Annotated in this window: 12 protein-coding genes; 6 read left to right on the forward strand and 6 right to left on the reverse strand. The window is 44.5% G+C overall.

Translation table 11 applies throughout. From position 1 onward, the window contains the following. Positions 1-80: 80 nt before the first annotated feature. Positions 81-1,355, reverse strand: a complete 1,275-nt coding sequence (locus ACN6NF_RS09040) for an oligosaccharide MFS transporter (protein WP_474316967.1) — start codon at positions 1,353-1,355, stop codon at positions 81-83. A gap of 558 nt (positions 1,356-1,913) precedes the next feature. Here ACN6NF_RS09040 and brnQ point away from each other — a divergent pair. Next, on the forward strand, positions 1,914-3,269 hold the full coding sequence (gene brnQ, locus ACN6NF_RS09045) for a branched-chain amino acid transport system II carrier protein (protein ID WP_474316969.1): 1,356 nt from the start codon (positions 1,914-1,916) through the stop codon (positions 3,267-3,269). A gap of 123 nt (positions 3,270-3,392) precedes the next feature. Here the strand turns inward: brnQ and ACN6NF_RS09050 are convergent, their stop codons facing one another. Beyond that, on the reverse strand, positions 3,393-4,313 hold the full coding sequence (locus ACN6NF_RS09050) for an AraC family transcriptional regulator (protein WP_474316972.1): 921 nt from the start codon (positions 4,311-4,313) through the stop codon (positions 3,393-3,395). Positions 4,314-4,494: 181 nt separating this feature from the next. On the opposite strand from ACN6NF_RS09050, the gene yicI reads away from it, so the two are divergent. Further along, positions 4,495-6,819, forward strand: coding sequence for an alpha-xylosidase (yicI, locus tag ACN6NF_RS09055; RefSeq protein ID WP_474316974.1), 2,325 nt, complete (start codon positions 4,495-4,497; stop codon positions 6,817-6,819). A gap of 143 nt (positions 6,820-6,962) precedes the next feature. On the opposite strand, the gene ACN6NF_RS09060 is transcribed toward yicI, so the two are convergent. Further along, positions 6,963-7,913, reverse strand: coding sequence for a serine hydrolase domain-containing protein (locus tag ACN6NF_RS09060; RefSeq protein ID WP_474316976.1), 951 nt, complete (start codon positions 7,911-7,913; stop codon positions 6,963-6,965). A gap of 276 nt (positions 7,914-8,189) precedes the next feature. Between ACN6NF_RS09060 and ACN6NF_RS09065 the strand changes: the two genes are divergently transcribed. Then, positions 8,190-9,908 (forward strand): methyl-accepting chemotaxis protein, encoded by a 1,719-nt coding sequence (locus ACN6NF_RS09065; protein ID WP_474316979.1) that lies wholly within the window; start codon positions 8,190-8,192, stop codon positions 9,906-9,908. Between the two features lie 90 nt (positions 9,909-9,998). Further along, positions 9,999-11,309 carry an MFS transporter gene (locus ACN6NF_RS09070; protein WP_474316982.1) on the forward strand — a complete coding sequence of 437 codons (1,311 nt, stop codon included), beginning with the start codon at positions 9,999-10,001 and terminating at the stop codon, positions 11,307-11,309. A 124-nt stretch (positions 11,310-11,433) separates the two neighbouring features. On the opposite strand, the gene ACN6NF_RS09075 is transcribed toward ACN6NF_RS09070, so the two are convergent. The 3 genes from ACN6NF_RS09075 to fsa form a co-directional block, all read right to left on the reverse strand. Beyond that, entirely contained in the window at positions 11,434-12,633 is a 1,200-nt protein-coding gene (locus ACN6NF_RS09075) for an MFS transporter (protein ID WP_474316984.1), read from the reverse strand. A gap of 1 nt (position 12,634) precedes the next feature. After that, positions 12,635-13,090 (reverse strand): MarR family winged helix-turn-helix transcriptional regulator, encoded by a 456-nt coding sequence (locus tag ACN6NF_RS09080; protein WP_013370591.1) that lies wholly within the window; start codon positions 13,088-13,090, stop codon positions 12,635-12,637. Between the two features lie 230 nt (positions 13,091-13,320). Then, positions 13,321-13,968, reverse strand: a complete 648-nt coding sequence (gene fsa, locus ACN6NF_RS09085; RefSeq protein WP_013370592.1) for a fructose-6-phosphate aldolase — start codon at positions 13,966-13,968, stop codon at positions 13,321-13,323. 184 nt (positions 13,969-14,152) lie between these two features. On the opposite strand from fsa, the gene ACN6NF_RS09090 reads away from it, so the two are divergent. Beyond that, a complete protein-coding gene (locus tag ACN6NF_RS09090) occupies positions 14,153-14,863 on the forward strand; it encodes a CBS domain-containing protein (RefSeq protein ID WP_474317555.1) in 711 nt (236 codons plus the stop codon). Between the two features lie 22 nt (positions 14,864-14,885). After that, the gene (locus ACN6NF_RS09095; protein WP_474316987.1) at positions 14,886-15,506 is read left to right on the forward strand and encodes a TraX family protein; all 621 of its coding nucleotides are present in this window, start codon (positions 14,886-14,888) and stop codon (positions 15,504-15,506) included. The last annotated feature ends 2 nt before the right edge of the window (positions 15,507-15,508 follow it).

Raw genomic sequence — 15,508 nt, forward strand, 5'->3', positions numbered from 1 at the left:
GGTAGTCTTGGACGAGAAAAACAAGTCCTCGACTACCGCTGTTATATTCAACTCTTGTGTTGGAATTAATTTACTTATATTTATGAATGAACTGCTTCAGCTTTTTTAGAAGCTCTTTTCAGATCCTGTTTACGGCGTTCCTCTAGGTATCGTTCTCCATTTTTCTTGTCAGCTGTCAGCGTAAAGCAGGAAATGAGGGTGAACAGACCTGCAATGGAACCCAAAATAACATAAGTGATCGGGAAATTCAGAACTTCATACATATGTCCGACAATAGGCGAGAAAACAGATACCACCAGAGAGCCCATAAACAGATACAGCAGGTACATGGTGGACGATAAGCGCTGGTCAAAGTTGACGGTAATGTACTTGAAGATGGCGACCAGAATCAGCGGTTTCTCCAGAGAGTGAATCATTTTCATCGCAGCCACCCATATGGAACCGAACGGCAGTGATGAACCGATAATACGCAACGACATGATCGCTCCGGCAATAATCAATGCCCATTTGGCAGTCGTTTTGTTCACAAACCATGGGGTAACAAACAGGAACACAAATTCCAGGAATACTTGCACAGCACTTAAGTCGCCAAGGAATTGATTTCCTTCTGCTTTGGAACTGAACTGAGATACGAAATAGGTGGCAAATTGTTGGTCATATACCTCATAAATTTGGGTCACGCCAACCATGAATAGCATCAAAAACCAGAACTTTGTGGTGCGTACGAGATGCAGTACGTCAATGAGCTTCAATGATTCAGTTTTCTGCTGCTCCTGTCCAGAAATTTCGACTTTGGTCAGGAAGATACAGATCATGGCAACAACAGCGGATACGGAGGCAATCCAGAAGGTGAGATTCACATTGATATTGATGACTCGCCCCGCAACAAAAGTAGCGGCCGCCCATCCGAGTGAGCCCCACATACGAACTCGTCCGTATTCAAACCCGTATTTGCGTGACACTTTGTCCATATAGGAATCGACGACACCGTTACCTGCATTAAACACGAGGCCGATAAATAGTGCACCGACAATGGCACCAATGACGAACTGCGTTTGAAGCAATGGACCGTACACATAGATAAAAAAAGGCCCGACGAGCAAAAGAATTGTAAAGAGTATGTACAGCAGATGTTTTCTCAAGCCCAGCTTGTCGGATAAGTAACCAAATAGGGGTTGCATGATCAAGGCGACGATTGAGTTAGCCGCATATAAAAAACCTGTGTAGGTTTCAGAAATCCCCAGGCTTTGTCCCAGCCAAATGACAAAAAAAGACATGGCGGCAGACCATGTAAACAGATACGCGAAGTTAAAAACGCTCAAAGACCAGTAGTTGCGTTTTGCCAAATTCCTCATGTTTAAGCACCCTTTCCAATTGTAGCTGCTCAATATGTTGATAACGTCATTAAGCATTGTCTGTACTATTAATTGTAAGGACGATTCAATTGAATCCATAGGGCATTTTCCCAAGATTTCCTGTGCTTTTTGCAATCAATTGCTAGTTGGGTTGTACAGAGCTTTTCTCATCTTGTAAGAAATAAGTCCTACGTGTAAAATTCTTTATAGTTCATTGAGCACATGTTTAGCGGGAGGAAAAACATGGAAATGAGCGAAATTGTTCTAAGGTCTGGCTGACATGGTCATACTGGTAGCACGATAATTGCTAAAGCAAGGGGATGAAGTGGTTCTTTCGCAAGTACAAAGTTACTTGAAACCATGAACGTATATAGAGTATTGTGTAATGATGAGTGATCGAAACCCACATCTTGAATAACGTTCCTACACCAGTCGGGAAGGGTTAGCGGATGGCTATCCCAACTTGGTGCTGCTATGCTCTATTAACATGTAGTAAACAAAATAAAAAGAAAATGAATGATAACAAAATGTTGTGATTTCATGGTTGGAGGATTTATGATGTCAAAAAGTGTTTCTTCGTCCTTTATTATTATTATAGGATCGATGCTATTTGCCTTATTTTTTGGTGCAGGGAATCTAATCTTTCCACCTATGCTTGGTCAAATGGCTGGAAAAAATGTGTGGATAGCCAATGCGGGTTTCTTGGTTACCGGAGTAGGCTTACCGTTACTAGCCATCACTGCCTTTGTTTTTTCGGGCAAAAGCAATTTACAAACTTTAGCGAGTCGTGTACATCCTGTATTCGGGATTGTTTTTACAACGATCCTTTATCTAGCCATTGGTCCTTTATATGCAATTCCAAGAACCGGTAGTGTGTCGTTTGAAATTGGAGTAAAACCTTTTTTTTCAAACCATACAGATCATCCTGTCGCACTTTTTGTATTTACCATTCTTTTTTTTGGACTTGCATGCTTGTTATCACTTAACCCTACAAAAATTATTGATGTCATCGGAAAGTTTTTAACACCCATTAAATTAACATTCATTGGGATTCTGGTGGTTGTAGCTCTTGTTCACCCCATCGGAGCATTCCAAGCACCTGCCGGAGGCTATACTTCGCACGTCTTTTTCAAAGGCTTTCAAGAAGGTTATTTAACATTGGATGCACTTGTAGCCTTTATTTTTGGAATTATCATTGTGAATGCAATTAAGGAAAGAGGAGTTACTGCCAAAAAAGAGCTAATGATTATTTGTGCCAAATCGATAACGATTGCGGTTGTACTTTTAGCTTTTATCTATACGTCTCTTGCCTATATGGGAGCTTCTAGTGTTGAAAAATTGGGTGTTTTAGAAAATGGCGCTGAGGTGTTAGCCAAGGTTTCATCCTATTATTTTGGATCTTATGGTTCCATTTTATTAGGCTTAATGATTACAGTAGCGTGTTTAACGACAAGCGTAGGGCTTATTACGTCCTGTTCTTCCTTTTTTCATACATTATTCCCGAAAATATCCTATAAAAAAATTGCTCTCATGCTATCTATATTTAGTATCCTTGTAGCTAATATAGGTTTAACACAGCTCATTAAGGTTTCGACGCCCGTGTTAATTGCAATATATCCTATTGCTATTTCTCTAATATTTTTAACATTTTTACATTCTGTGTTTAAAGGAAAGTCAGAAGTATATCAAGGCAGTTTAATATTAACCTTCATTGTTAGTCTATTTGATGGCTTGAATGCTGCTGGAATCAAAATCAAAGTAATTAATGACTTTTTTACTCAAATTCTTCCGTTATATGATGTAGGATTAGGCTGGTTAATTCCCTCTGTTTTAGGAGGAGTAGGAGGCTATATCTTCTACTATATTAAACGAAAAAAAATTGTCCTTATACTTATGAAGCCAAAAAATAAATGATTTGCTTATTCGGTGAATTGGACATGTATAACAAAAAGAAAGAACGAACGGAGAACTGGATCTTCCGTTCGTTCTTTCTTTTTGTAACTTTACTGGCTTCTATTCAAATCAAAATCATGCTTTTTAGTCTGTTATAGCAGGGACAGCAAGCGCCTGATCTGCTTCGTGCTGCTTGCGGTATAGCGAAGGAGTCAGACCGTTCCATTTTTTAAAGGTTGCAATAAAATAGCTAAGATTTTCAAATCCCACATCCAGCGCAATATCAACTACTTTGCGGTCGCTTTGCTCTAGCAACCTGCAAGCCTTCTGAATCCGCTGATAGTTGATATATTCAACCGGGCTCTTCTGCACCATCTGCTTGAAGAAACGACAGAAATGTCCCTCACTCATACCAACCTCATCTGAGATCTCTCGCAAACGAATGGGCTCATGCGCATGACTGTTGATGTACGCCAGTGCTTTTTTGATCCGTTCGACCTTGTTGCGTTGACTCGCCATAACCACGTCTTCTCCGTCAGCCGGAATCATGTGTGGGAACAGGCAGGCAATTATGCTATAGAGCTGCGCCTTGGTCGCCAGTTCACGGGCAGGCGCATTCTGTTCATGGCTAGTGATAATACGTTTCAACGCGGTCAATAGCTCCTGCTCCCAAGGCTGCACACCGCGAATGTGAGGGGGAGGGACGAGCTTTTTATTGATAAATGGTTCAATAAACTGTGTCTGAACTGTATCTTGCGTGCGGCTGTGCAGCATATCCGGGTGAAACACCACTGCAGAAAATATACAGCGAGGACTTTTTTGTAAATAACCGGCGTGAAGCTCGCCACTGTTTACAAAAAAGGCTTCACCTTCGCTAACCTCCGTATAGACCATATCTGTCTGAAATACAGCGCTCCCCTGTTCCACTACGATAAACTCCATTTCCTCATGCCAATGGGACTCCAATATACTATTTCCGTTCAATTGCTCTACGCTCGGATACACGCTGACTGGATACATGGGATTGCCGTGAATACGGTTTTCTCTTAACATTTCCCTTTGCATTTCACTGATTCCTTTCGGCACACTGATTTATATAGAAAACATCAAAATATTGATACTAAACGTCAAAATAAAAGAAGTAAACCCTTACATAAATCAATATTATTATAGTAAGGATTTCGAAAAAATCCAATCAGCGATTTGGGAACAAGGAATATAAAAGTCGAGATGGAGGAAGAGACAGATGAAATTTACTGATGGCTATTGGTTGGTTCGCAAGGGCTATGAAATACAAAATCCTGCTGAAATCCGTGATATCGTGACGGATGATGCTTCCATGACGGTATATGCAGCGACTCACGGGATTGAACACAAAGGCGATACGCTGAACGGAGCGTTACTGAAAGCGACCTACAGCTCTCCCATGCCGAATGTTATTCGGGTGCGTCTGAACCACCATAAGGGACGGGTGCATCATGGGCCAGACTTTGAAATTCATACCTTGCCGACAGAGGTGGATATTACGGTGGGTGAGGATGTAGCGGTGCTGAAAAGCGGTGATCTCAGTGTGCGAGTCGGTCGTGGAAAGAGCTGGGACGTAGGCTTTTATGTCAAGGATCGTAAAGTCACAGGCAGTGGGCATCGGGGACCGGGCTATATTACGGACCCACAGGACCAGCCATTTTTCCGGGAGCAGCTGGAGCTGGGCATCGGGGAGTACGTATACGGTCTTGGAGAGCGTTTCACTCCGTTCGTGAAAAATGGTCAGGTCGTTGATATTTGGAATGAAGATGGCGGGACCAGCAGTGAACAAGCATACAAAAACATTCCATTTTATTTATCCAATAAAGGGTACGGTGTATTCGTCAATCATCCGGAAAAGGTATCTTACGAGATTGCATCGGAAAATGTTTCGAAGGTACAGTTTAGCGTTGCTGGCGAATCGTTAGAGTATTTTATTATTGGTGGAGCTAATCCTAAGGAGGTACTGGACAATTATACCAAGCTGACAGGCAAACCTGCATTGCCACCGGCCTGGACCTTTGGTTTGTGGCTGACCACTTCGTTTACGACCGATTATGATGAAGCGACAGTAAACCATTTCGTCGACGGGATGGCTGAACGGGATCTTCCACTCTCGGTATTCCATTTTGACTGCTTCTGGATGAAGGAATACCAATGGTGCGATTTCCAGTGGGATCAAGATATGTTCCCAGATCCGGAAGGTATGTTACAGAGATTGAAGGCTAAAGGACTTAAAATTTGCGCATGGATCAATCCGTATATTGCAGAAAAGTCCATTTTGTTCGATGAAGGTATGGAGAATGGCTATTTGGTCAAAACAGCTGATGGCAGCGTGTGGCAATGGGACATGTGGCAGGCGGGGATGGCGCTGGTTGACTTCACGAACCCGGCTGCAGTCGCCTGGTATCAGGATAAGCTGAAGGTGCTAATCGATCAAGGCGTGGATTGCTTCAAAACCGACTTTGGTGAGCGTATTCCAACGGATGTAGTTTATTATGATGGCTCTGATCCAATGAAAATGCACAATTACTATACGCATTTGTACAACAAAGCTGTGTTTGATGTGCTGGAGGAAAAGCTGGGCAAAAATGAAGCCGCATTATTTGCACGTTCTGCCACAGCAGGGGGACAACAGTTCCCAGTTCACTGGGGCGGAGACTGCTCGTCCACGTATGAGTCGATGGCAGAATCCTTGCGGGGCGGATTATCGCTTGGTTTGAGTGGCTTTGGCTTTTGGAGCCATGATATTAGCGGCTTTGAACTAACGGCTGCGCCGGACTTATACAAACGGTGGGTACAGTTTGGACTGTTATCCTCCCATAGCCGTCTACACGGAAATGTGTCATACCGTGTTCCTTGGCTGTTTGACGAAGAGTCAGTCGACGTGGTGCGCAGCTTTACCAAACTCAAATGCTCGCTGATGCCACACCTGTATGCTTCTGCTGTGGAATCCTCGGTGAGGGGACTGCCGATGATGCGGGCTATGGTATTGGAATTCCCGCAGGACCCTACCTGTGCAACGCTGGATTTACAATACATGCTGGGGGATTCCATTTTGGTAGCCCCGATCTTTAATAAAGAAGGCAATGTACACTATTATGTACCCGAGGGACAATGGACGAATTTGCTAACGAATGAAACCGTGTCTGGCGGTCGTTGGGTCAACGAGCATTATGATTTTACAACCTTACCTGTGCTCGTGAAGCCAAACACATTGTTGGCCATCGGTCATGAGGATCGTCGTCCGGATTATGATTATGCAGATCAAGTGGCGCTTCATTTGTTTGAGCTCGGCGAAGGGCAACAGGCTCGTTCGGTTATCGTGAATACATCAGGCGAAGAAGAGCTCACGGTTACTGCCAGTCGCAAGGATTCTGTCATTATGGTGAAGGCAGAAGGTGCCGTTAAACCGTGGTCGTTGGTACTGCGCGGTATCCATGAGGATGTTAAAGTGGAGGAAGGCAGCAGTCTGGCAGGAGAACAGGGGGTAATCATTACACCAGCCTCCAGCGGACAACAAGAGCTTACTATTCACTTGGGCTAGGTCAGGAGTCCATCTGTAGATGGATAGATTATAATATAGCGATTATATTGCGAAAAAAGGGGCTTGCCTGATACAAAAACAGGCAGGCCCTTTTTGATGTGTCATTCCGATCATATCTTCAACTTTAGCTTTGATATCAAACCCTATGCATTCTGCTGAAGTAGGAGTGGTATAAAGTACTGCCGGAAAATATCCACAGGAGTCCGCTTCTTTTTATATGTGTCAGCCGTGAGGACAACTACCAAGTCATAGGACGGGACCACAATAATATATTGCCCACCAAAGCCGAGTGCGTAAAAATAGTCTATTTCCGTTCCTGTCTCTTCATTAGAAAAGGAAGAAGCCCACCAGTGACAGCCGTAATATGCTTTTTGTGGTTTGGAGGCTGGAAGAAATGGACGAGTCGAATATCGGACGGTCTCCGTCTGGATGATCTGCCGTCCTTCCCAGCTTCCTTCGTTCAGATAAAGTCGCCCGAATTTAAGCATGTCCAGCGGTCTGAGATGCAGCCCGAAGCCTCCGGTGTGAGTACCTTGCGGATCGGTTTCCCAATGATAGTTATCGATACCGAGCGGCTGGAATAATTGCTCCTCGGCAAATTCAGCAACTGCTTGTCCAGAGGCAGAACGCAGCAAGGTGGCCAAAAGTTGAGAACAGCCAGAGCTGTACTCCATTCGCGTACCTGGTAAATCCGATAATGGCTGTGAAAGCACAAATTGCACCCAATCAGACGTTTTGCTCATGGTAGGAAAAGAATTTTGTCCCCCAAATTCCGTCCAGTTAAAGCCAGCAGACATCGTCAGCAGGTGTTCAATCGTAATATCACGCTTTCGAGGGTCACTATCTTTGGCCAACTGGGGGAAAAATTCGAGGATCGGTGTCTCTGGTTTGGGTACCAGTCGTTGATCCATAGCAATACTAACTAATGCGGAAATCACACTCTTGGTACAGGAATTTATTTTATAGAGTTGGTTGGCAATTTGAGGTTCACGGTAGTAATCCATGATCATGTTTCCCTGCTGCTCAATAAGACAGCTGCGGGTTTCCAACTCGTTAAGTACGTGAATAAGCGGTTTGAGCTCCAGACTTTTCATGCAGTTCCTCCTTGAGGCTTTTAGCATACCATTACATAGTATATCATTTTTAACCATCCGAATCCGACAAGTACAAACGGATAATAGTTCTTATCTTTTTCCCTAATTTGAATTTTTTTGTTTTTTGATATTGATAAATATATATATGTTCACTAAAAAGACACAAATATATTTAAAAATCTATACACTTTTTCACTTTCATTTAAAAAAACAGACCAATAAAACGATATATAGTAAGTTGAACATTTTATTTTGAAACAACTGGGGGACCAATTCATGAACTTAACAATTAAGGCCAAAATGATTCTCAGCGCGATACTGATCCCAAGTGTGATTGCTGCCATGCTGCTGACCAATTACATTTTAAGTGTACATAGTGAGAACGAGTACAAAGATATTATGAATCGTGAAGAGACGATTGCATATAACTCCAAGTCTCTTCAATTTTTGTTAAACGGGATATCCAATGATGAGCGGGCATATTTGCTGACACGTGACGAACAGTATGGGAACGAGATCGGAAACAAGCAGAGTGAGGTTGCAAAGTTGTTACAGGAGACAGAAGTCCTGCTCAATACAGGCAATGAGGATACAAAGAAGAAGATGACTGATCTCAAAACAGGGATAAATACCTATATGAATCAGGTTCATAGTCTACTGACTACAGCGGGGTATAAGAGTACGAGAGATGATGGCTTCCCGCCATTTTCTGAATTGCTCGATGATTTTGAAAACGAGCGGGTTTTGCGTAAGCAACTTGATACCAAGGTGATCGCATTCGTCAAAGCTCAAGAAGAGATGGTAACGGTAAAAGTACAGCAGGCGCACCAAACGATGACGAATACAACTTTGATTACAAGCATTGTAGGGCTTTTGGTTATTATTTATAGTATTGCTCAATCTATCGTTTTGATTCGTTCGATTCGTCCATTACACCATATGAATGAGCAGTTGTTGCAAATGTCTCAAGGTGGAGGAGACTTGCGAAGTAGACTGGATATTACGTCCAAAGACGAAATCGGTATGATTGCGAGCTCCTACAACAAGCTTATTGAAGGGTTCCGCAATATCATTGTGGATGCTCAGGATACGGCTCGTACATTAACGGTAACCGCAGAGCGTGTTAACGTTAGTACTGAGGAAATGAATCAGGCCAATCGTCATACCTCCGGTGTCATGGAAGAGCTTGCGACGGGTATGGAGCATCAGGTCGATGATATTACACAAACTACAGATACCATGAAAGAACTTGCCTACGAGCTGGAACAGATTGCTGCCACTAGTGAGCAGGTATATGAATTGTCTGATACAGCCGCTAAAGATGCAGTAGCAGGGGAACAATCTATAGGTCAGGCTATGCGTCAGATGGAAAAGGTAAGCGATAGTGTAGACAGCTCTGCACGTGCTGTGCGTTCACTTAGTGAACAGGCAGAGCAGATTGGCATGATCGGATCTGTTATTACCGGAATTGCCAAACAGACCGGAATGCTGGCGCTTAATGCGTCGATTGAAGCAGCCAGAGCGGGAGAACAGGGCAAAGGATTTGCTGTGGTGGCCTCTGAGGTAAGAAGATTGTCCGATCAGGTATCGGTTTCAGCAGCAGAAATCACACAGTTTGTGCAAAACATTCAGGAGCATGTTGGGCATGTCGCTTCAACCATGCAGTCTGGAACAATTGAAGTGCAATCTGGCGTAAAGGTCATGCAATCCGCTGAAACCGCATTTCGTCAGATTGGAAGTTCCATTCAACAGGTCAGCGAGCAGATTCACAGTGTAAACCGGTCTGTAGAACAAATGTCCGGTGGATCAGAGCGAATGGTGAAGGCGGCGGAACGCATACGTGAAGTAGCGGAGCAGACGGCAGGAGGAACCCAAAGCGTCAGTGCGGCGGCTGAAGAGCAACTGGCTTCCATGGAGGAAATTGCATCGTCCATTCATACTCTGGCGGATATGTCGCAATTACTGAACGCAAGGGTCGGTGGTTTTAAAGTATAGCCGTATAAATTTCCACCAATGTAAACACAATAACATCTGTTGAATGAATCTGAACAGCTGTGTTATTACTTTTGCAAAGGTGGTAACGGGATGCAACAAAATAAAGGGAATCTGGTTGCATTAGGTTCCATCCCACTGATGATGACGCTGGGCAATTCCATGTTGATTCCTGTTTTACCAGAAATCGGACGTAAGCTACATGTAAGCTCCTTTCAGATTAGCATGTTGATTACAGTCTATGCGGTCGTGGCCATTTTACTAATACCGATTGCGGGCTATCTATCTGATCGATTTGGCCGTAAAGCAGTGATTGTTCCTTGTCTGATTCTGACTGTGATTGGAGGGGGCATTTCTGCGGTGGGAGCATGGCTGCTTCATGACCTGGCAGCATACTGGACCATTATTGCAGGTCGTCTACTTCAGGGGGCGGGAGCGGCGGGGGCTTTTCCTATTGTCATTCCGCTTGTGGGTGACCTGTATGAGAATGAGGATGAAGCCAGCAAAAACCTGGGGGTAGTCGAAACCTACAACACATTCGGTAAAGTATTAAGTCCGATTCTCGGTGCTGCGTTGGGAGCCGTCCTATGGTTTTTGCCATTGGCAGTGATTCCGGGTCTCTGTTTGATTTCGCTTATTTTAGTGATTTGGCTCATCCATGTGCCCAAGCGTAAGAATCAACCGATTATGCTTCGAGAATTTGTGGGAAATGTGAAGCAGGTGCTTGCCGAAAAAGGACGCTGGCTCTATGCTATTTTTGCTATGGGCGGTATTTGTATGTTTGTCATTTTTGGCGTCTTGTTCTACTTATCCGACATCTTGGAAAGTCGCTATAACCTCCATGGCGTCTGGAAGGGCTTTGTGCTGGCTATACCGCTTATTTCCCTCTGTCTGTGCTCTTATTTGGGTGGCAAGATTATTGGCAAGCACAAAAAACGTATGAAATGGATCGGTTTCGGAGGTTTGGCCATATTAACGATCAGCTTTGCCATTCTCGGATTTTTTCAACATATTTATGCAGTGGTTGGTCTGTTTACGCTAGGAGGCGGCGGTATCGGGCTCGCACTCCCTTGCTTGGATGCCCTGATTACCAAGGGAATTGAAAAAGAGGAGCGCGGAACCATCACATCCTTGTATAGCAGCATGCGCTTTGTCGGGGTATCTTTAGGTCCTCCGGTGGTATCCTTGCTGATTGGCCGCAGTGGGCATGGTGTGCTTTTTGGCGTCATGGCCGCAGTGGGGGGGATTGCAGCTCTGCTGATGCTGTTTGCGGTCAAGCCAGAGCAGGATGAACCAGCAGGCGACCAGTCCAGTGACCGTATACATGTGAAAAAGAGCATGACAAACGTGTCCCGAGAAAAGCCTCTTTCTTCTAAGCTAAGACACAAGACTCCAGCGAAATAAAAAATCTGTTTAAAAGTGAATATGTTAGAAATGAAAAGAGCACCCGTTGCCCATGATAACCATGGTAATGGGTGCTTTTGATATTTGAGCAAGTAGAGATTAGTACTCATTCTAAAGAATAGTCTTATCCCTCCAGAGAGACATTTGATTTAGGCTTGCGGCTTGCGATGATCTGAATGACATAAATGAGTAAGAACAGCACAACAAACAGCGACGAAAGACGATACATCCATGCATAATCACTGGCTTTGGCGATAATACCAAGGATAAGCGCTCCGGCTGCGACCCCGAAATCGAGGGAATTGAGAAACATACCGTTTGCCATGCCCCTCTGTTTAGGTGACACGACCTGAATCATCCAGGTTTGTAGCGTTGGCTGCATAACACCAAACCCGATACCATAGCAAAGAGCAGACAGATACATAAAGACGTCGCTGTGTGCATAGGAAAGCAGGATCAGACCGCCAATGAGAAACAGCGAACCGGGGATAAGTAGTGCCTTTGCCCCTTTTTTGTCATATATTCGGCCCGAGAAGGGGCGTACGATCAGTACGGATACTGCATTAAACAGGAAAAAATAAGCTGGATGCGCCAGGTTAGCTTCATCTCCGTAAAGCGCCATAAAACCGAGCAACCCGCCATAGGTGATAGACATCAACATGTTCAACAAGGCGGGAATCCACAACTTACGGTTGAATGCCGGTTTGCGCCCTTCTTCCAAAGGAACCATAGGTGGTTCGATGTGCCCCTTTGGTAGTGTGCGAATGAGCCAGTAAGCTAGAGGGAAAATGACAACAATGACAGCGGAAGTCGAATAGGCAAGCAGATTAAAACTGCCGTATTGCAGCATCGAAATACCGATGGTTGGGCCAATAGACATCGCTAAACTAGTGGACAAACTAAAAAATCCCATTCCTTCACCGAGACGTTTGGGAGGGATGACGTCAGTAACCATTGTTGGAAAGGCGGTGCTGCTCATACCAAAGCCAATCCCAAACAGCATACGCATGAGCAGGAGTACCGCAATTGTCGGTGAAACACTGTATCCCAGCGTTCCTGCTAATGCAAGCAGCAGTCCAACGAAAATCAGGGCGCTGCGATGTCCCTTTTCCAGCATACGGGCAGAAAAAAGCCTTGCGACAATTGCGCTTAATGCGAACAAAGTTGTAACGAGACTGACCTGCACGGAGGTAGCATGGAATGCAATTTTCACATAGGAAGGAATGGAAGACACAATCATCTGTAGTTCCAGAAACAAAAATAAATTGGAAACCGTAAGAACGATAAATTCCTTGGTCCAAAGAGGTTGCTTGCCTTGTTGCATATTAATCGTTCTCTCCTTGTTTTTCTGATTCGGTCATGTTGGTATGAATTTGTAAAAGAATGTGGCGAAATTGCTTCAGATCAGCAGAGGAAATTCCTTTTACAAAATCGTGGTTGGCATCGCGTTCGACGGGGAGGGTCTCCTCCACAAGCTGCCGGCCTGCTTCAGTCAAATGAAGCAAATAGGCCCGGCGGTCCTGTGGGCTATTCACACGCCGCACCCAACCCTTCTTGTCCAACAAATCAATAATACGGGTCGTGGTGGGCTGATCCTTTACAGCCTTAGCTGCAATTTCTTTCTGATTTAAACCCTCGGCCTGATAGATTTGGTACAGAACCGACCATTGCTCTGGGGAAATATCATAAGGTTTAAGACGATGCAAGAGCTGTTGACTCATTTTGCGATGAGTAATCCCGAGCAACATCCCAATAGAACAATCGGGAGGCAAATTGTTCATATGGTACTCCTTTCTATTTTCCGTACAGGGATACTTTGAAATTAATTAGTTGTTATAACAATTATATGGACGACAAGTTGTTTTGTCAAAAAAAGTTGTTCAGCGTTTGGTAAATAGGCATTCCTTATTCCACTATATTTTTATCTCGCATACGTGGGAAAAAGAGCAAAAAAACAGCCCGTAAAAAACGGGCTGTTGAGAGTGCAATATAGTTTGCCATGACTGGCGAATTAAGCTTTAGGTACGGTTTCCCAATCCTTAAGGAAGCGTTCGATACCACTGTCTGTCAGCGGATGTTTCCACAAAGAAGGAAGCAAGGAACCTGGAATGGTGGCGATATGTGCACCAGACAGAGCAGCATCTTCTACATGCTTAATGTTACGGATGGAAGCAGCGATGATTTCGGATTTCAGACCATGAATGTCCAAAATTTGTCTCAGATCACGAATCAGCTTCATACCGTCAACGGCGATATCATCCAGACGTCCCACAAACGGGCTGATAAAAGTAGCACCAGCTTTGGCTGCCATCAAACCTTGAGCTGCGGAGAAAATCAATGTTACATTCGTTTTGATTCCGTTCTTGGTCAGCTCGTTACAAGCGTACAAACCGTCTTCGGTCATAGGAAGCTTGATCACCACGTTAGGTGCCCACTTTGCGATGTCATAAGCTTCTGCGAGCATATCTTCAGCCTTCAGGCCAATTACCTCAGCACTTACGGGACCTTCAACGATACTGCAAATCTCCTGAATGACTTCCTTGAACACTCGACCTTCCTTAGCGATCAGGGAAGGGTTCGTTGTTACACCATCAACCAGACCCAAACGTTCAATACGTTTGATTTCTTCAATGTTACCAGTATCCAAGAAAAATTTCATTTGATTTTCCTCCTCAGGGTTATATAGTACATAATACATATCATATGGCGTACATTAGCTCATTTAAATGTAGCATATTGCACACGTTAAACTTATAATTAGTATGTATTACATTTTTAATTGTGACACATTTTAAATTTGAAAACAAGCGGTCTTTGATTAAAATTTGATGAATTGTCGAAACATGCTGAAATTGACCGACCTAAGCTCATTTATAATGTATACTACCCCATTCCATAAGGAGGTAATCATTATTCAACTGTCAGAAAGACAGCGGGAAATTGTAGATATTGTCCAACGTCTGGCGCCTGTTACAGGGGATAAAATTGCTGAAGAGCTGGGACTATCGCGGCCGACTTTGCGTTCTGACCTTGCTTTGCTCGTTATGCTTGGGCTAGTAGATGCCAAACCAAAGGTGGGCTACTTGCCAGGGCGTTATCCAAACTATGATAGCCATATCGGCAGTATGCTCAAAAAGCTGACTGTGGCAGATATACTGAGTGATCCGATTTTGATTTCAGGTGATGCTACCGCCTATGATGCGGTGTTAATGCTGTTTCAGCAAAATACAGGCACGCTGATGGTTACAGGAGAGGAGCAGGAGCTCATTGGTATCGTTACCCGCAAGGATTTGCTGAAGGTCATGCTGGGACATACTGATCTTCACACTGTCCCGGTGACCGTGGCCATGACTCGCCGGGCCCAAATGACGACGCTTGCTCCTGGAGATTCTTTACTGGAAGCAATATCGAGACTGATTCGGCATCAGATTAATTGTCTTCCTGTTTTGGACGAGCAATGTACCTCCTCGGCTCCAGTTCAGGGGCTGGTAGGGCGGGTTACGAAAACGGATATTATGAACGCCATTCTAAATTTAACGGAAGAAAAGACGTAAAACATGAATAAGGGGGTCTTATATGTACTGGTTGGCCATGCTGACGATGCTGATTGACCATGTCGGACTTGTGTTTTTTCCGGCAGATCCGGCTTGGAGAATTGCCGGCAGGGTTGCTTTTCCAATCTATGCGTACGCCCTCTATATGGGCTATATCCGTACCCGAAATATGCGGAGCTACATGCTTCGCCTGCTCGGGCTGGCCCTGATCTCCCAGGTGCCCTATATGCTGGCGTTTGATGTGCATAGACCCAATGTGATCTGGACGCTACTGGCGTCGTTGCTCGCGTTGGCTGCTGCATCTCGCATGCAGCAGTGGGTGGCTGTAACGGGTCTGTACGTCCTCACAGCCCTGTTCATGGAGCTCAGCCAGATGGATTACGGAGCCTATGGTCTGCTGCTTGTTCTCATATATCGATACACCCGTTCATATAGGATGATTGCTGCCCATTTTGTTTTGAATGTTGTGTATGATATGGTACACCATGCGAATATTCAGCACTTTAGCCTGCTTTCCAGCATTCTGATCGTATGTTTTGCCACGGGCGAGAGCGGATTTGATCGTCGGGTACCGCGATGGTTATGGCGCAGCTTTTATCCGGTACATCTAGCTGTTATTGCGCTAATTCGCATCTGGCCCTAAAC

Source organism: Paenibacillus sp. TSM33, from assembly GCF_056099025.1.